This is a genomic window from Chryseobacterium sp. Marseille-Q8038 (assembly GCF_965111995.1).
Genome location: NZ_CBCOPN010000001.1, coordinates 2,367,171 through 2,384,884 on the forward strand (window position 1 = coordinate 2,367,171; position 17,714 = coordinate 2,384,884).

General features: G+C 35.9%; 20 protein-coding genes. 4 read left to right on the top strand and 16 right to left on the bottom strand.

Features of this window, described 5'->3' with window-relative positions; all coding sequences use genetic code 11:
- Nucleotides 1-16: 16 nt before the first annotated feature.
- The 6 genes from ACWPWS_RS10950 to queG form a co-directional block, all read right to left on the bottom strand.
- Nucleotides 17-1,105: an efflux RND transporter periplasmic adaptor subunit gene (locus ACWPWS_RS10950; protein WP_454046506.1), complete on the bottom strand. Its 1,089-nt coding sequence runs from the start codon at nucleotides 1,103-1,105 to the stop codon at nucleotides 17-19.
- Nucleotides 1,106-1,165: 60 nt separating this feature from the next.
- Nucleotides 1,166-1,498 carry a hypothetical protein gene (locus tag ACWPWS_RS10955; RefSeq protein WP_454046507.1) on the bottom strand — a complete coding sequence of 111 codons (333 nt, stop codon included), beginning with the start codon at nucleotides 1,496-1,498 and terminating at the stop codon, nucleotides 1,166-1,168.
- 283 nt (nucleotides 1,499-1,781) lie between these two features.
- Complete coding sequence (locus tag ACWPWS_RS10960; protein WP_454046508.1) at nucleotides 1,782-2,234, bottom strand: SRPBCC family protein; 453 nt, start codon at nucleotides 2,232-2,234, stop codon at nucleotides 1,782-1,784.
- A gap of 51 nt (nucleotides 2,235-2,285) precedes the next feature.
- The gene (locus tag ACWPWS_RS10965) at nucleotides 2,286-2,933 is read right to left on the bottom strand and encodes a murein L,D-transpeptidase catalytic domain-containing protein (protein WP_454046509.1); all 648 of its coding nucleotides are present in this window, start codon (nucleotides 2,931-2,933) and stop codon (nucleotides 2,286-2,288) included.
- A 3-nt stretch (nucleotides 2,934-2,936) separates the two neighbouring features.
- Entirely contained in the window at nucleotides 2,937-3,620 is a 684-nt protein-coding gene (locus ACWPWS_RS10970; protein ID WP_454046510.1) for a TIGR02117 family protein, read from the bottom strand.
- Between the two features lie 360 nt (nucleotides 3,621-3,980).
- Nucleotides 3,981-4,919, bottom strand: coding sequence for a tRNA epoxyqueuosine(34) reductase QueG (gene queG, locus ACWPWS_RS10975; protein ID WP_105683889.1), 939 nt, complete (start codon nucleotides 4,917-4,919; stop codon nucleotides 3,981-3,983).
- A gap of 175 nt (nucleotides 4,920-5,094) precedes the next feature.
- Between queG and ACWPWS_RS10980 the strand changes: the two genes are divergently transcribed.
- Both ACWPWS_RS10980 and ACWPWS_RS10985 read left to right on the top strand, forming a co-directional pair.
- Nucleotides 5,095-5,394, top strand: coding sequence for a rhodanese-like domain-containing protein (locus ACWPWS_RS10980; RefSeq protein ID WP_126653957.1), 300 nt, complete (start codon nucleotides 5,095-5,097; stop codon nucleotides 5,392-5,394).
- A 26-nt stretch (nucleotides 5,395-5,420) separates the two neighbouring features.
- Entirely contained in the window at nucleotides 5,421-6,038 is a 618-nt protein-coding gene (locus ACWPWS_RS10985; RefSeq protein ID WP_454046511.1) for an HD domain-containing protein, read from the top strand.
- 54 nt (nucleotides 6,039-6,092) lie between these two features.
- On the opposite strand, the gene ACWPWS_RS10990 is transcribed toward ACWPWS_RS10985, so the two are convergent.
- Nucleotides 6,093-6,551, bottom strand: coding sequence for an Lrp/AsnC family transcriptional regulator (locus ACWPWS_RS10990; RefSeq protein ID WP_209785604.1), 459 nt, complete (start codon nucleotides 6,549-6,551; stop codon nucleotides 6,093-6,095).
- A gap of 156 nt (nucleotides 6,552-6,707) precedes the next feature.
- On the opposite strand from ACWPWS_RS10990, the gene ACWPWS_RS10995 reads away from it, so the two are divergent.
- Entirely contained in the window at nucleotides 6,708-7,778 is a 1,071-nt protein-coding gene (locus tag ACWPWS_RS10995; protein ID WP_454046512.1) for a PLP-dependent cysteine synthase family protein, read from the top strand.
- A gap of 76 nt (nucleotides 7,779-7,854) precedes the next feature.
- Here ACWPWS_RS10995 and ACWPWS_RS11000 read toward each other — a convergent pair whose 3' ends face one another.
- The 9 genes from ACWPWS_RS11000 to ACWPWS_RS11040 form a co-directional block, all read right to left on the bottom strand.
- Nucleotides 7,855-8,622 (bottom strand): alpha/beta fold hydrolase, encoded by a 768-nt coding sequence (locus ACWPWS_RS11000; protein ID WP_454046513.1) that lies wholly within the window; start codon nucleotides 8,620-8,622, stop codon nucleotides 7,855-7,857.
- A gap of 14 nt (nucleotides 8,623-8,636) precedes the next feature.
- Complete coding sequence (locus ACWPWS_RS11005; RefSeq protein ID WP_309511602.1) at nucleotides 8,637-9,626, bottom strand: NAD(P)H-dependent flavin oxidoreductase; 990 nt, start codon at nucleotides 9,624-9,626, stop codon at nucleotides 8,637-8,639.
- Between the two features lie 122 nt (nucleotides 9,627-9,748).
- Complete coding sequence (locus ACWPWS_RS11010; RefSeq protein ID WP_209785607.1) at nucleotides 9,749-11,116, bottom strand: peptidylprolyl isomerase; 1,368 nt, start codon at nucleotides 11,114-11,116, stop codon at nucleotides 9,749-9,751.
- Between the two features lie 86 nt (nucleotides 11,117-11,202).
- Complete coding sequence (locus ACWPWS_RS11015; RefSeq protein WP_209785608.1) at nucleotides 11,203-12,126, bottom strand: PfkB family carbohydrate kinase; 924 nt, start codon at nucleotides 12,124-12,126, stop codon at nucleotides 11,203-11,205.
- Nucleotides 12,127-12,153: 27 nt separating this feature from the next.
- Complete coding sequence (gene gldD / locus ACWPWS_RS11020) at nucleotides 12,154-12,711, bottom strand: gliding motility lipoprotein GldD (protein WP_454046514.1); 558 nt, start codon at nucleotides 12,709-12,711, stop codon at nucleotides 12,154-12,156.
- A 44-nt stretch (nucleotides 12,712-12,755) separates the two neighbouring features.
- Nucleotides 12,756-13,790 carry an A/G-specific adenine glycosylase gene (gene mutY / locus ACWPWS_RS11025; RefSeq protein WP_454046515.1) on the bottom strand — a complete coding sequence of 345 codons (1,035 nt, stop codon included), beginning with the start codon at nucleotides 13,788-13,790 and terminating at the stop codon, nucleotides 12,756-12,758.
- A 139-nt stretch (nucleotides 13,791-13,929) separates the two neighbouring features.
- Entirely contained in the window at nucleotides 13,930-14,391 is a 462-nt protein-coding gene (locus tag ACWPWS_RS11030) for a hypothetical protein (RefSeq protein WP_454046516.1), read from the bottom strand.
- A 78-nt stretch (nucleotides 14,392-14,469) separates the two neighbouring features.
- Nucleotides 14,470-15,831 carry a DUF5458 family protein gene (locus ACWPWS_RS11035; protein ID WP_105683879.1) on the bottom strand — a complete coding sequence of 454 codons (1,362 nt, stop codon included), beginning with the start codon at nucleotides 15,829-15,831 and terminating at the stop codon, nucleotides 14,470-14,472.
- A 20-nt stretch (nucleotides 15,832-15,851) separates the two neighbouring features.
- On the bottom strand, nucleotides 15,852-16,298 hold the full coding sequence (locus ACWPWS_RS11040; RefSeq protein WP_165791687.1) for a type VI secretion system contractile sheath small subunit: 447 nt from the start codon (nucleotides 16,296-16,298) through the stop codon (nucleotides 15,852-15,854).
- Between the two features lie 353 nt (nucleotides 16,299-16,651).
- Here ACWPWS_RS11040 and ACWPWS_RS11045 point away from each other — a divergent pair, with 353 nt between their 5' ends.
- A complete protein-coding gene (locus ACWPWS_RS11045; RefSeq protein ID WP_454046517.1) occupies nucleotides 16,652-17,698 on the top strand; it encodes a hypothetical protein in 1,047 nt (348 codons plus the stop codon).
- The last annotated feature ends 16 nt before the right edge of the window (nucleotides 17,699-17,714 follow it).

Consider the following 17,714-nt stretch of genomic DNA (forward strand, 5'->3'; position numbering starts at 1 on the left):
TAAAGATTATGAAAGGTTAATACTTCTTTTTGATTTTGATAATATCACCATCTTTCAAAGACTGAGTCCCTTCATAAATGATTAAATCTCCTTTTTTAAGACCACTTTCCACCATATAAGAATCTCTTAATGTAGTACCGATCTTAATATTGGTCATTTTCACTTTATTCTGTTTATCCACTACAAAAACATAAGTCTTGTCCTGAATGGAGAAGGTAGATTTTTGCGGAATAAGAATCGCGTTATTCTGTTGTTCAGAAATAATAAGTTTCCCGGAAGTTCCGTGTTTAATTAAACGATCAGGATTTGGGAAAAGTACTTTATACCGGATGGAACCTGTGGTTCTGTCGATCTCTCCTTCTGCTGTTTTTAAAGCTCCGTTGAACTGATAATTAACCCCGTTGGGAAGAGTCAGTTCAATCTTTTGATGACTACCGATTTTATCGTTGGCCAAAAGCTCAAAATATAAGTTTTCAGGAATAGAGAAATAGGCATACACTTCATTCAATTGGGAAAGTGTGGTCAATAGGGTACCATTTTCCACCAAACTTCCGTCTTTATGGGGAATTACGTCAATCACTCCGTCAAAAGGTGCTGTAATTCTTGTAAAGCTTATTTTCTGAAGAACGGTTCTCTTTTCTGCATCGGCAAATGCATGTTTTGCTTTGGCAGAGGACAGTTTGGCTTTCACCATTTCCAGTTCGTTATTGGCAACAAACTTTTTAGCATGAAGACTCTGAATCTGCTTCAGCTCTACTTCTGCTATACGAACATCTGCTTCCGTCTGCTTCAATGCAGCGTTTGCTTTCAGAAGTTCCATCTGTAGTTCAGCATCATTGATTTTAAATAAAGCCTGTCCCTGATGTACAAATTGTCCCTCATTCACATAAATATGCTGTATGATGCCTCCAATTCTCGAGCGCATTTCTACATTTTTTTTAGCCTGGATATCAGTCACAAACTGGTTGCTCACCAATGTATCTTTTTCTTTGATTTCCAGTATGGGAACTTCTTTATCTTTCTGATTACTTTTTTCTTTGTCTTTACTGCATGACACAGCCAATAATGTTGCCATAAGGCAAATTATTACAGTTTTAAAATACATTTTTAAATGTTTAAGTTATAAAATTTCCGTTAAAATGATTTGGCATTCAATAACTTAAACCTAGTACAACTGAAGAAGATGGAGAAAGGATTTAACTCCACAAATAATAGAAATTGCGATTTCAGGAAGCTCAACTTTTGGAATAATTTTTAAAATTCCTGAAAAATCGGCTATTGCAGGATCATTTTTTTTAACTGAATGTTTTACAATTTTAGCAGCAGCAGGCAATGCATGCGTATTCATATCTGCCTCTTCGTAAACATCAAGAACATGAATATTTGTTACAGGCGGAACATGAGGAATATTCTGCAACGATTTTTCTGCCCAATTCGAATTGAAAAGGGAAAAAACCAGTATGATATAGAATAAGAAAAATGACCTCAGACTTGCCATGTCAAACAGAACACATTAGTTTTTCAGTAAAAACGATAATCCTGCAAAAATAGGGTTTTCTACCGGGAAATCCAGCCCTTGAACTGTTAAAAAAACTTAAACAATCGATTAATAATTCTATTAATTGGAATTTGGATTCCTTCGAATGACAAAGAGGATGTTAAGTCTATTCATGTGGTGTGTGATTCTATAGGAATCCAACTAGAATCGTTAAAAGTTTTGGCTAAAGCCAGATGAATTTTGGTTTATTATTAACGGGCTAAAGCCCGTTCCTATTGAATATCTAGAACAATTTGCTGAGTACTCTGAAACGGTAATCAAAGATATGTTCCAGCTTCTTTCGAACGAAAAGACGGTGAGCAATTTCACCTAAAAAACCCATAGGAAGTTCATAATCTATAGTATCTCTCATCAGAACACCTTCTGCATTGGGAATAAATTCATGATGATGATTCCATAATTTGTACGGCCCTTTTTTCTGAAAATCAATGAAGCTTTTCTGAAAATCAACGTGGATAATCTCGGTCTGCCATTTCATTTTAATCCCCAACAATGGAGAAACATAATAGTCGATGAGCATTCCTTCATAGATTTTATCATCTTCCATTTCCGTTAAAACAATAAAGCCCATATCTTTCGGAGTGATCTCTGAAAGATTATTTGCTGAGGAAAAGAATTTCCATGCAGTTTCTATATCACAGTTGAGTTGTTGTTCGCGGAAAAGGGTATGCTTCATAAGACGGAATCAGTTTACATGACTGTTAAGAAACAAATGTATGACAAAGATTTAATTATAGATCCACATTAATACAGGTTTTCCGGATTTCTGAATCATAGGATCAATTTCCTTCATCGCATTATTGGAAACAGTGGGACAACCCCATCCTTCAGGAGATCCATTCGGGAAAGTTTCATGATCGCTCATCAGATTCCAGGAATGAAAGACAATAAATCTTTTCAAAGCATTGCTATTGGTTTCTTCAAGGCCGTGCATCAGATATTTTATATTAATTCCCCAATCACTGTACCCTCTTCCTTCAAGCTTATATTTCCCTAAAGAAGACAGGTGGCTTCCGTCTTCATTGCTAAATCCAGGATCCGCTTTAGAATTGTCTTTACTCCATGAATTGGAACCGCAGCCATGGCCTACCAGATATTTTTTTGAGATCTTATTACTTTTAAAATCCCAGACAAAAAAACGGTTAACACCTGAATGAAGGCTCATATCAATAAGGATACAGAAATCCTTGTTAAGGTTCTTTGAAGTACAGAACGCCAACGCTTCTTCCGCTTTTATTTTTAGTTTAGAAAGATCTGCTTCAGGTTTCTTTTCTACAACTACAGGTGTTTCAACAGTTCTTATTGTATTATTTTTTCTTTCTTGTGAACATGAACCTATCCAAAAGATGATGAGAAACAGATAACCCCTCTTCATGTATTATTTATAGTGTTGAAAAATTCCGAAATCTGAAGGTGTCCAAAGTGCAGCTTTCTGTCCTGCTGCTTTTAAAGCATTATTTGACCATGTATTACAGGTGTAAAGAAAACTGTAAGTTCCTTTGGCATCATAAAAGGCATCGTTATCACTGTACACCGCATTTGTAGGGATTAACATGAAGTTTCCGTTCTGATCTCTGTCAAATTTATCTTCTACAAATTTCACTAAGTTCTGATACTGACTTCTGCTGATCATAATCATTTTGCAGTCATCTCCTTCTTTCATTGTATTATAATAGGTACAATGCATGGCAGAATCGCTTAGCCAGAATGCCGCTTTTACGGCTGTCGAAAACTTAAGGTCTGCCCAGGTTGGAGTATCAAGATAGAACCCTTTATCACCCCATCCTATTCCGATATACTGATAATCTGTTTTTTTTGATTTAGTATTGGCAAAAGAAATTTTCTGGCTCCAGTCCTGCAGATCGTTTTTCACAGGCATTACGATATCTGTGTGTACCCCGTTGGTATAAATGTAGATGGGAATTTCCTTCTTCTGTCCGTCATCCTTTGCAGAAACAGGAATATAGGGAATCAGCAGCCCGAGGATTACATAAATAATCACAATTCCTAAAATAATTCCTATCACTTTCAGGAGATACATTAATATCGATTTCACAGTCATGTTTTTTAATAAAATTTAATCTTTAATTTTTAGTAAAAGGATTTGTTTTAATCGAAAAAATGGCTATATTTAGTTACGAAATATTCACAAATATGCGTAAAAATACTAAATCCCAAAAAAGATTTAAAGTAAGAGTAAAAACAGCTCCTAAAAGAGTACAGAAAAAACGTTGATTTTCGGTGAGATTTTAATCTCCTGGAGATCAATTTTTCTTTATAGGAAAGGTTTTTCAAAAAACTTATTGATATAAATCTTTACCTCCTTAAAGCGAAAAATTTAAGGAATGGTCGATTATCAGCTTTAGTTTGGAACTACAAAAAATTCCAAAGGAGGGATTGTCACCGAAAGTTCAGAGAAAAATCAGTCAGAAGACTTCTGTAAAAACTCAATATTTCTTTTCAATCCTGCAAATTTGGTACGTTTCACAGGTGATTTTCTGAAGATTTCTGAGAAAATTTCCTGAGTGATTTCTTTCCATTCTCCTTTTTTGAAGTTTTTTAACGCTTCATTAGGCTGGAATCGGCTCTGTTTGTTAGGCGCTGAGAATCTGTTCCACGGGCATACGTCCTGGCAGATATCACAACCGAACATCCAGTCCTCCATTTTATCTTTAAAATGGCTGGGAATCTCATCCTTCAGTTCTATGGTTGCATAGGAGATGCAGCGGCTTCCATCAATAATTTTTTCAGAAACGATAGCATCTGTGGGACATGCATCAATACATTTACGGCAGCTTCCGCAGTGATCTGTAGTCGCATGATCGGGGATAAGTTCCAGATCACAGATAATTTCAGCCAGAAAATAGAAAGAACCGCTTTGTTTGGTGATGAGGTTGGCATTTTTCCCTACCCAGCCTATTCCAGACTTTTTCGCCCAGGCTCTTTCCAGAACCGGTGCAGAATCTACAAAAACCCGGAATCCGAATTCTCCTATTTCTTCCTGTAACTCAGCTACCATCTCACGGAGAATTTCTTTGATTACTTCATGATAATCTTCTGCATAAGCATATTTTGAAATCTTATAGTTTTCCAGAATTGAAATTTTTTCTTCGGGAAAGTAGTTATAAGAAAGTGAAATAACAGATTTTGAACCTTCTACGAGAAGGCGTGGATCAAGTCTTTTGTCGAAATGGTTTTCCATGTATTTCATTTCGCCATTAAAATTATTCTTGAGCCATTTTTCGAGGCGGGGAGCCTCTTCTTCCAGAAAATCAGCTTTGGAAATACCACAATTCTGAAACCCAAAACTTTTTGCCTTGGACTTTATCAGTTGGGAATATTTTTCAGCAGCAGCATTCATAATTTCACAGTGCAAAATTAAGATTATTTTATCAATCTTCTGATTTTGGCAGAAGTTCCCCTGATCTATAACTTCTACCCAGCTTCTTTTCTGAAAAATTATGTTTTCATTAGGATTTTTTTCAAAAAAAAATTGCGTAATTTCGTTTCTAATTTAATGTTTAAAACCAACAACTATGTCTTTAATAGAAGTAATACAATCAGGAAACTATGAATTAATTGACGTTCGCGAGCCAATGGAGCTTGAAATGGACGGTAATATAGATGGTGCTAAGAATATTCCTTTAGGTGAAGTAGAAGATAGACAAGATGAGATTCTATCTATTGAAAAGCCGGTTATCTTATTCTGCAGAAGTGGAAACAGAAGCGGAAAAGCATTGGATTATCTTACTGCTCAAGGATTAAAGGACGGTTATAACGGCGGAGGCTGGGCTGAGCTGAAGGCTGTTCTGGAAGCAAATCAGGGAACTTTTTAAAAGTTCCTTTTTTTTTACCCTATTTTATGAATCTGAATCAGCAATTTGAACAGCTTTGTTCTTCATTTACAAACGATCAGCACTTGATTAACAGTCTTTGGAAGGAGATTGAAACTAAATATTCTGAAAAAGGAAGACATTATCACAATCTTTTTCATCTTGAAAATATGTTTCATGAACTTGAAGCAGTGAAGGCGAATATTTCAGATTTTACGTCCGTTTCCTTTTCTGTATTTTATCATGATATTATCTACGATGCGACATCCAAGTCTAATGAGGAGAAAAGTGCTGTTAAAGCAGAGAAAAGACTTTCTGAACTTCATGTAAATAACGATAAAATCTCAATTATTTCGGAGCAGATTCTGGCGACAAAATCTCACCAGCAGTCTGATCATGCAGACACCAATTATCTTTTGGATGCTGATCTTTCCGTATTGGGTAAAGATTTTAAAACCTATATGGAATACACTCAAAATATCCGAAGAGAATATTCTATTTACCCTGATTTTTTGTATAAACCAGGACGAAAAAAAGTCCTTAAACATTTTCTTGAACTTGAAAGCATTTTTAAAACAGAATATTTTAAGGAAAAATATGAAACTCAGGCAAAGGAAAATATAAAAGCAGAAATCCTATTGCTGTAATAGTATATCTATACATTACTTCAAGGGACAGCTACTTTCAATATCAATTTACTCTTATAACGGATAAGCCGTTTCGCTCTTTGCTTCCGAAAGTACAAAATAGGTTTGTACAGTACTCACATTGGGAAGCATAGAAAGTTTATGCCTTAGAAACTGGTGATACGCTTCCATATCTTTAGTAGCAATTCTGAGAATAAAGTCATACGAACCTGCAATCTGGTAACACTCCATTACTTCTGGAAATTTAATTACTTCTTTCTCAAATTCATTTAATACTTCACCAGTGTGTTCTTTTAGGAAAACCTGTGAAAAAGAAATGAGAGAGAGCCCTATCTTGGTTCTATCTAAAATAGCTACAGTTCGTTTTATATAACCTTGAGCCTTCATTTTTTTTACTCGTTCATGAACCGCAGGAACTGATTTGTGCAGCCGAAAGGCTAATTCCTTATTACTTATAGCGCTATTGGTCTGAAGAATGCGTAAAAGCTTAATATCTGTTTCATCAAGTGGCATATTTTTTATTTTTATTGATTTCCCTCTAAAATAAGAACTTATTCTGAATAAAAACAAAACAATTCTATAAATTATATTATTTTTTCTTGGTTTTACAATAAATATTTGAAATAAAACTAAAAACAAATAATTTTGACAAAAATTTATTCAAAACAAATGAAAACAGAAAAAATTATTGCAGATCCCTGCTTATCTCCAGAACTGAGAAATAAGTTTAATCATTTATGGCATCTTGTAGGGAATACACCTATGTTGGAACTTCATTATAAGTACAAAGGCAAACAAGACAAAATTTATGTTAAATGTGAGAATTTCAATCTTACGGGCAGTATAAAAGACCGGATGGCTCTATATATTCTTTATAAAGCTTATTTAAATGGTCATATCCTACCTGGGGATGTTATCATAGAAGCAACTAGCGGCAATACCGGAATTGCATTTTCAGCAATAGGCAAAGCCTTGGGACACCAAGTTAAAATTATAATGCCTGACTGGCTGAGTAAGGAGCGTATGGACATCATAAAAAGTCTGGGAGCCGACATTCAGCTTGTAAGTAAAGGTGATGGAGGTTTTCTTAGAAGTATTCAGATCAGTGAAGAACTTGCTGCTACAGGTGGTGTATTTTTACCAAAACAATTTGAAAATGAATTCAATGCTGAAGCACATGAACTTACCACAGGAAAAGAAATAAGCAAGCAGTTATCTTCTATTGGCTTAACAACTGATGCCTTCGTTGCAGGAGTAGGAACCGGAGGAACTGTGATGGGGGTAGGAAATCATTTACTTTCACTGAACCCCGCAACCCGTATTCATCCTCTGGAGCCCGCTGAAAGCCCAACATTATCCACTGGTTATAAAACGGGATCTCATCGTATTCAGGGTATTTCTGATGAATTTATACCTGCTATTGTAAAACTGGATCGTCTTGACAGAATTGTACAGGCATATGACGGAGATTCAATTATCGTGGCGCAAAAACTGGCAAAAGAATTGGGATTAGCAGTTGGAATTTCCTCCGGAGCAAATGTCATAGGCGCTATTATGCTAAAAGAAGAAATGGGTCAGGATGCTACAGTAGTCAGTCTCTTATGCGATGACAATAAAAAATATTTGAGCACCAGTTTAGTACATGAAGAACCTTCGAAAGAACATTATGTTTCTTCAAGCCTGCAATTTATAGGTTTCCAGCCTATCAGCCGCCTTACAGATCCATTATTGATCCATTAAAATTAAATCATAAAAAAGAGAATATTTACGTATTCTCTTTCTTTATTTAAAGTTGACAATTTCATCTGAAAAGTTATCAAATATTTCTGATAAATGCTTCTGATTTTTGGAGTACCAGATTCTGAACTTCTTTATGTGGTGTATGGCCTATACCTGGAATAATATATTTTTCAGCACTTCCACTTACCTGACTAACGGTTTTTTCCACCTGATCCAACGTCCCATATTCATCAGCTTCTCCCTGAATAAATAACAATGGAGCTTTAATATCTTTCAACAGATACTCTATATTCCAGGTTCTGTAATCATCCCGTGTCCAGGTTTCTGTCCAGGCTTTGAAAAGCATTTCTACTTTATCTCCGTGATACTTCTGTAAACGTTCCGCAAGATTGGTTGTTTTGTAAGCTTCCCAGGCATCATAGACTCCTTTTAAAGTCACATCTTCCACAAAAATATGTCCTGCTTCACAGATAACGGCTTTTACTTTTTTGGGATATTTTGCAGCGGTGATTAAGGCAATTGTTCCCCCGTCACTATGCCCGAAGAGAATCACATGATCAAGATTCATTTCAATCAGTACATCATTCAGCAGATCTGCTTCCAGCTCCATATAATTTATGGGTCTTTCATGAGTAAGCATAGGATATGATTTTCCATAACCTAAGCGATCGTAAGCAAGCGTATTGCATTGTGCGGCTTCAGATAATTTAGCTGGAAAGTCTCTCCAAAGCTGTACCGAACCTAATGAATCATGCAGTAATATAATTGTAGGTCTGCCTTCAAACGGATTATAGTGTTCTATATATAATTTTTTACCCTTTACATCAATTATTCTTCCTTCCATTAGATAATTATATTTTAAAAAACAGGCATTTTCGTTTCTTCAAATTCTTTTAATAAGTGACTGAAAACAGTTTCTACCGGAAGAATGTCATCAATCAGAGCCGAAACCTGACCTATTTCCAATTCTCCATCTTCCATATCTCCTTCAAACATTCCGCGTTTTGCTCTTGCTCTTCCTAATGAAGCAATTAAAGCTTCTTTATCTCTTCCATTCAGGTAGATATCTTCCAGTTCATTGAAGAACTTATTTTTCACCATTCTTACAGGTGCCAGTTCTTTCAAGGTAAGATGAGTATCTCCTTCCTGTAGTTCTGTAATTTTCTTTTTCCAGTTTTCATGAGCACTTGCTTCTGTAGTGGCAGCAAAACGGGAACCGATCTGTACACCGTCTGCTCCAAGAATCATGGCTGCTTTGATTTGTGAGCCTAAGGCAATTCCACCTGCTGCAATTAATGGTTTAGAAATATGTTTTTTTACATTCGGAATAAGACAGAACGTTGTTGTTTCATCTCTTCCGTTGTGACCTCCTGCTTCGAAACCTTCTGCAACAATAGCATCTACTCCTGCATCTTCACATTTTACAGCAAATTTGGTAGAGGAAACTACGTGAGCTACTTTTATTCCTTCTTTCTGCAGGGTTTCTGTATAGGTTTTAGGATTCCCTGCTGACGTAAATACAATTTCCACTCTTTCTTCAAGAATAATCTGAATGATCTCTTCAATATTAGGGTATAACATCGGTACGTTTACCCCGAATGGTTTATCAGTCGCCTGTTTACATTTCCGGATATTTTCTCTTAGAATGTCAGGATACATACTTCCCGCTCCTATGATACCCAATCCGCCACAATTGGAAACAGCGGAAGCCAGCCTCCATCCCGAATGCCAGATCATCCCAGCCTGGATAATTGGATATTTAATATTAAAAAGATGTGAAATTCTATTTTGTGTTGCCTCCATATCATGAAGTTTTTTTGCAGCGTTGAAATCTATAAAATTGCTCATGCGTAAAAATACTAAAAACAATGGTTTTCAGGGAAGAATATGTCAATATTTTCTATCATTCCCATTCATGTTTTAAAGCTTTATCATAAAAAAAACCTTCAGAAATTCTGAAGGTTTTGATTTTATTTTGTCAAGGATTGTTTCTTCCAGTTAGACTTAAAGCTACAGCTGTCGTAACGTCCGTCAATGGAGATAAAAGTTGTCGGTAACTTAGAGTTGACAAACTTTTCAACCATTTCACTTTTCTTTTTATTCAGCGCCATCTGCTTGATTCTGCTGAAATCTGTTTCCAGTGTAATCTGGTGAGAAGGAATCACATCTTCAATTTTAATAATCTTGATTTGCTTTCTCTTGTTTTCTTCATCTTCAAAAGCAGTAGTGATGTCTCCCTTGTTCAATCCTGCCAATTCATAGCTGATTGTTCCAGGAATACTTTCTCTTTCAATTTTATCAGAACCATCAGCTCCAGGAACTATTCCAGCGTTGAATTTTGTTCTTTTATCTTCTGAGAATTTAAAAGCAGCGTCTTTAAATGTCATTTTGCCATTCAAAATAAGACCTCTAATACTGTCTAGTTTTGCTTTTGCTGTTTTAATTTCCTCATCAGTAGGTGTAGCTTTTAACAAGATGTGTCTTGCATCATATACTTTACCTGATCTTTTCAATAACTGAATAATATGGAAACCAAATTCAGATTCGATAGGATCTGAGATTTCATTTTCCTGAAGGTTCAATGCAGCAGCTTCGAATGGCTTAACCATCTGCCCTTTATTGATATTTTTATACAATCCTCCATTAGCAGCCGATCCTTCATCTTCAGAATAGATTCTTGCCTGGCTCTCGAAGGTTTCTCCTCCAATAATATCCTGCTTGATCTTTTTCAATCTGTTGATAAGATCTTGCTTGTGAGCTTCCGTAAGTGCCGGATAGATCATAATCTGAGCTAAAGTAACCTCATCTTTTACTTGTGGCAACTGTGTTTTATACATATTGTAGAAATCAGTAACCTCATTTGGGGTAACGTCAGCTTTATCAGTAATTCTCTGGTATTTTGCCTGTCCGTAATACTGGTCTGTGTCTATCTTTTCGATAGCATTTTTCATCTCATAAGAGTTTCTGAACTTATAAGCGGCAAGCAATGTTTTTTCATCCGGAAATTGAGAAAGCAACTGACGGTATTTTGCGTTAGCCTGTTCCTTAATGGCTGCAGAACGGTTTTCAATTAAGGTATCTTTTTTTGCTTCGTATACAAGAAGCTTGTTGCTGATAAGGTTTTCCAGGAACTCACATTTGTCTGTATTCGCAGCTCCCTGTTGTTTCCCATAATTCATCTGCTCGTTTACATCAGATTCCAAAACAATCTCATCCCCGATAACAGCTGCAATACCATCCACCAAATCTCCTTGTTTTAGCTGGGCATTCATCATATTTGAAGAGAATATCATGATGAAAATCCCAAGAAGAAAAGTGATTTTTAGTTTATTTGTCATTTTACTATTTTAACAAGTTGCAAATTTAGAATTCTTAACGAATTACACTCAATTTTTTATTATAAATATTTCTTAAAAAGACTTATTTACTGCAGTTCAACATCAAATGTCGTTAATTCTTTGAATTGTCTCAATCTGCTGAACATATCTGCTTCGCTTACTTCCTCTATTCTTTCAGTTCCGAACTTCTCTACAGTGAAAGAAGCCATTGCAGATCCTACAATAAGTGCAGATTTCATCGTATCGAAATCAATTTTTTCTTTTTTAGCAAGATAAGCAGCAAATCCTCCGGCAAAAGTATCTCCTGCTCCTGTTGGATCGAAAACATCTTCTAACGGAAGAGCCGGAATAGCAAATACTTTATTGTCATGGAAAAGTAAAGCTCCGTGCTCTCCTTTTTTGATGATCACATACTCAGGACCCATTGTGTGAATTTTTTTAGCCGCTTTTACCAAAGAATATTCTCCTGAAAGCTGTCTTGCTTCTTCATCATTGATGGTAATAACGTCTGTTTTTGCAATCATATCCATTAAGATATCCCATGCAGAATCCATCCAGAAGTTCATGGTATCAAGGATAACCAGCTTAGGACGGTTGTTCATTTTTTCAAGTACAGACAGCTGCACTCCAGGGTGTAGGTTTCCAAGTAATAAGATTTCGGCATCCTGCATTGAATCCGGGATTTTCGGATCGAAATTCTCAAGTACATTTACTTCTGTAGCCAAAGTATCTCTTGTATTCAGATCATTGTGGTATTTTCCAGACCAGAAAAATGTTTTTCCTTCTTTTACGATTTCAATTCCTTCGATGTTTACCTCTCTGTTTGTGAACATATCAAGATGTTCTTGTGGAAAGTCTCCTCCTACTACAGAAACAATTCCGGATTTAACGCCTAAAATTGATGAAGTGATCCCGATATAAGTGGCTGCACCTCCTAAAATTTTGTCCGTTTTACCAAATGGTGTTTCAATTGCATCAAATGCAACACTTCCTACAACTAAAAGTTTCATATATTTTTCAATGTATATTAAAAGTAATTATTTTTTCCATTCAAAAGTGTCCAGCAGGTGTTTCATATCATTTTTGATATAGCTCACTGCAGGCGCAAGAGAATCCGGTTTCGGTCTCGTATTAAAATATAAGTAAGCAGTAACGAAGTGCTTCGTACTGTCTGTAATGTAAAACTGAAGATTGGAAGCACTCTGGCCTTTCAGCTCATAGAAGTTTCCATAAACTTTCTTTTCAGGATATTCGAAGGATTTTGTATCAATGGAACTTGCTTTAATGGTATGTTCATACACCATTTTCTCAGCTTCCTTGATATGGTCTGCAAAGTCGTTCTGTATCGGGTAATAGGTAACAAAAAGCTTAGCCTTCATTTTCGGATAATTCACATAGAACCAGCAAGGTTTCTTAGCAGGTGCAATCGAAGCAAAATCGGAATATTCAAAGGTATAGGCACAATTGTTTTCAAACTTTTGGTATTTCGGTGCAGGATATTCAAGACGCAGCTCCCCATAAGGTTTTGGTGAAGCGTCTTTTCCACATGAAATTAAAAGCAGCGATACAAAAATAAAAATGACTTTTTTAATCATTTTGCAAAAGTACAAATTAGATTTCAGATTTCGGAAGACAAATTTCAGTCTTTCAGAGAGTTTTGAATGTAATTTTCCAGAGGCTTCGGAAAGGATTTTTCATGAGAACCTTCAACGTCGGTAATCAGGTACTGGTTTTCAGCAATAAAATCGTTCCAGATCTTCTCAGAAGTGATTTCAACATTCAATATTTCAATAGTTAAATTCTTATGAGTCAGTTTATGGGTAACTATTTTTGAGCCTGTAATGAATCGCTCCATATCTATAGAAATGGCTGTCGGAAACTCAAACAACTTCTTCCATATGAAGTCATCTGTTCTCTGACGGATCAGGAACTTTCCGTTTCTATGCACAAAATAATAGGTTAAAGCAAGATCTTCTGCTTTTACTTTTTTAGTTTTCACGGGATAATCTGACATTTTTTGCATAGAAAATGCAAGACAGTCTTTATTCACAGGACATTCTCCACACAGTGGATTTTTGGGTTTACAGATTTCTGACCCTATATCCATCATGGCCTGATTAAAATCTCCGACATTTTCCGGCATTACCAAAGCTGCCAGTTCAGAGAAATACGTAAATGCCCTTGAATTTGAAATATCAAAATCATCAGCAAAAAGACGGCTCAGAACACGGTAGAAATTCCCATCAACTGCAGGCATTTTCCCTCCGAAGCATATACTTGACACGGCTGCTGCAGTGTACTTCCCTACTCCTTTTAATTTTAAAATTTCTTCATACCGATTCGGAAAAACGCCCTGATAATCATTCATAATCTGTTGGGCAGCTTTATGAATATTGATAGCTCTTGAATAATAGCCTAATCCTTTCCAATACAATAAAACTTCGTTTTCTTCAGCTTCAGCCAACGTTTTTACATTGGGAAATCTTTTAATAAAATTATTGTAATGGTTTAATCCCTGATTGATCCTTGTCTGCTGAAATACGATTTCACAGATCCAGATTTTGTACGGATCTTTTGTCTGTCTGAAAGGCAGATCTCTTGCATTATTTTTATACCATTCAAGGATTTTGCTGCCAATATGCAGAAAATCTGAATTTCGGTTATCCTTCTCCAAAAATTTTTGTTTTGCTTTTTATGAGATACTTCGACTTCGCTCAGTATGACATTGCTAATAACAATCGTTTTCAATAAACGAATGCTAACTACTTTATGCATTACGGAGTCGAAACATTTTATAGTTGCAAAGATAAAATTTATTTATCAGCTTTCACAGAATATACAGGCGCGGCTTTTAACCATTGGTACTTAAGGTTTCTGTCTTTGGCTATAAAACGGTATCCTTCAAGTTTCTTCAGATACAAATACATGGAATCGGTATTTTTGATCTTTAATTTATATTGGGATAAAAACATCATAGGCATTTCTACAGCAGAATCTCTTACCGTTTTTAATACTTTTCCGGATTTTACTTTATAAAGAAAGAATGATTTTCCGCGGCCTTTGGAGCTGTCTGCTAATTTTACCTCTGAACTTGCAAGGACGAGTTCACTGCCATCAAAACATTCATCTCTATTCATGATGTATGCTTTTCCTTCCTGACGTTCCTGTGCGAAAAGATCATTTTCGTAAGTGCCTGGACTTTGGTATTTTTTCTCACAGCTTATCAAAAGTACCATCATTATCGAAGGTAACCCCAGAATAAGCTTCTTATTCATATTAAATTTCATAGGTGTTGGTTGAAAAAAAACCGATGTAATATTGCATCGGTTTTTGTTATATAAAGTACGTTGATGTTACTCCTGAGTATATTCTGCATCCCATTCGTTACCGTCATCTCCTTTGTGTCCGTCCAATTTAATAACGAAACTTTTTGTAGGGAAATAAGGGGTCATACGGATATCCAGCCACACTCTGTCTTTGTTTACTCTATCCTGCTCAAAACGAACAATTTTGAATTTCTCGATCAATTTGTCCGGTCCTTTGATGTTATCCAGGAACGTCACAATCTGTCTTCTCAAATCGTCTTCGTTTTTAGCATTCCAGTTTTCGAAAGCTCTTCTGTTCAGGAAGTCAAGCAATACTTTGGTTACATAGTCGAATACACGAACTACAGAATACGTCTGAAGACCGATATTGTCTCCTGTGAATAATGTCTTCGCAGAGAAAGCCATAATTTTTCCGTATTCGTTTACCATTGGTACAAGACCCATTTTTTCCAACTGAGAAATTTCACTTTTCTTCAATTCGAATTTTACTGCGTCTACTTCGTTGATATTACCATGTTTTTTACCTGCTGCCACCTGAGACATCAGTGTTTTGTGGATTTTTCCGGCTAATGAAGTGGAAGGTGGAAGTTCTACATTTTCTTCTTCCCCTACTTCTTCAGCTTTCCCACGTCCTACCAGCCAGTTACACGTCATAATAACGTTACTTCTGTGAAGCTCACCTCCTGTAAGGTTTGCAGAGTGGAATAAATCTACAACGTCATCCGGTTTATCAAGGTTGGCGAAGTCTGTAACCATCATAACTTTGTTCTCGTTACAGATTTTTGCCCATTTCTCGATCACCTTGTTAGATCCTAAATATCCTGGAATGGCAAGGATTGAGTAGTTATCTCTAAGGTCAAGACGGTCGTAATAATTTTTGAATTCTTCTGAGATTGCATCAATGAACAAAGGGTTATCCAAATCGGAAACCTGTTCAAGGCTTGCATTTACGATACTTACGTTATCCACTTTATCCAATTCTGTATTTTTGTAGAATTGAGCTACTGTTCTGTAGTTGGTTTCCAACAGACGAACCGCATCCAGTGTATTTTTTAAGTTTGTTTTCAGGTTTTGATCGGCCTGCTGTGCTTTAGTTTTGCAGGTATCGGCCATTTTATCTGCAGATTCACTCCCTTCTAAAAGGTTTACCCAAAGATTGATCTTCTGAAGAAGTTCTTTTCTTTCGTCTGCTTTATTGCTGTCATTCAGGAAGATTTCTTTTCTTGCCTTTCTTGTTGGGTTCATATTGGCAATACCGTCTACAACGGATTCAACAAAGCCAAATCCTCCCATTTTATTGAGCTCTGCAAGCGGGTTGCCCTTCGGCTGCCCTGCGTGTTGCTGCTGCCCCTGCTGCTGGCTTTCTTGTGCCTGTAATTTGCTATCCATGATTTAATGTTAGTCTTTAATTATTTTTCAAGTTCTTGTGCCACTTCTTTCAATACTTCTATGAACGCAGTTCTTGTCTGATCGTTCTCCAGCATGTTGCGTAGAATTTTATTGGTTTTCAGCTGACGTACTATTTTATTGTACTGCTCCTGTTCCATGCTCAGCTGCTGCAGATAATCTGACTTCTGAGTAAGGCTTTTAGGGGTAAAGTCTCCAAGGTTTTGAAAACGGAATTCCTCTTCTACCATTCCGCCGTCTTCTGTTTCGTGTTGTACAGATACTGAAGGCTGAAAATGTTTGAAAACGTCTTCCACTGTTTTTAATCCTGTTACGATTTCAGGGGTATAAGACTCGTCTGTTGTAAGTTGGCTTACTATCAGTGATTTATTTTCCTGTATTTCCTGAATAGCTTCATTAGCGTCTACTTTTACCTCGTTTCCGCCAACACCATAATTAAACATTGCCATATTATTGTTATTTTGAGATTTACTATTTTGGTTTGGATCTGTCTTTGAGTAATTTACCGATGAATCAAATAAATTACCAATCCAATGTTTAAATTTAAAAAAAAACTGTAACATACAAAATTTTACTAAGATTTTTCTTGAATCATCTAAATCTATTTATATTTATTTAACATACAATCACCGCATTACGATATCACTAAGCTATGAAAAAATAAATAAAGTCTTCCAAGAAAAATAAAATAAAATTTTTGTTCGCTTTGCTCTTTTATAAACATGCCTGATGAATGTTAAAATAAGAATTCTTAATACTTTACAAAAAATATTCTTTATATTTAAACAAAGTGAACCGTGTCATGAAAGATGTAAAAATAGCGTTTAGAAAACCGATATTTCCAGTTTCAGAAGCATTACAGCAGTATTTGGAAAAATATAACAGAACCACCAAAATCAGGTTTCTGTATGAAGATCTTCTAAGGTTTAGCGACAGCGTGAGTATTCTGGATAAGGACGGTAAAGATACTTTGTGGCTTGGGGTTTTGTATTCTGAATATGAGTTTAAAGAAATAGAGGCTAATTTAAATAAGATTTATACCCTCCTTCATTCTGATGGAGATATCGCTACTTTACCTTATCTGAAAGTAGATACGATCGACTTTTGTACTTTCGGAAATTCTAAACCTTTCCGGATTCGGGTGAGAAATGTACTGAATGATAATTATACGTATTTTTATATTAAACAGGCTGATGCTTCACGAATATTCGGACTGGAGCTTGAGGATCTGCTTTCTCCCAACCGAATTAATTTTCTGGTGTACAAAAATACTTTGATTGAAGAGCATATTTTAGGAATTCCGGGAGATGTTTTTATTCAGAAGCATCTTCCTAACTGTTCAGAACTTGAAAAGGCCCAGATTTCCAAAGAGTTTGTAAAATTCAATGAGCGATGTCTCATCGGCTTGCTTGGGGATATGCGTTCTTATAATTACGTCGTTATTCCTATACATGATTTCGACCAGGTTATTTACAGAATTCGCCCCATTGATTTTGATCAGCAAACTTATGAAGGGAATTTAAAAGTCTATCTTCCGCAGTATTTCAAAGAAAACAGCCCAATGGTCAATATGGTACTGGAAAAACTGAAACCCAGCTCTATAGAACAATACCGTAAGGAGGTACGATCACAAATCGTAAAAAGAGTGACCAGCAGCCAAAACAGATTTGATGAACTTATTTCTATTATGAAAAAAGATAATATCGCACCGGAAGCCAACGTCACAGAATTAAGGACAGCATTACAAAAGCTCACCTACGATGTCAACTTCAAGTATTGTAAAACGATGGGAGACGTTATAGAAACCGGAATAAAGTTTGTTCTCCGGAATTATAAGAAAGAATATTAAAAGAGAATCCGCCTCA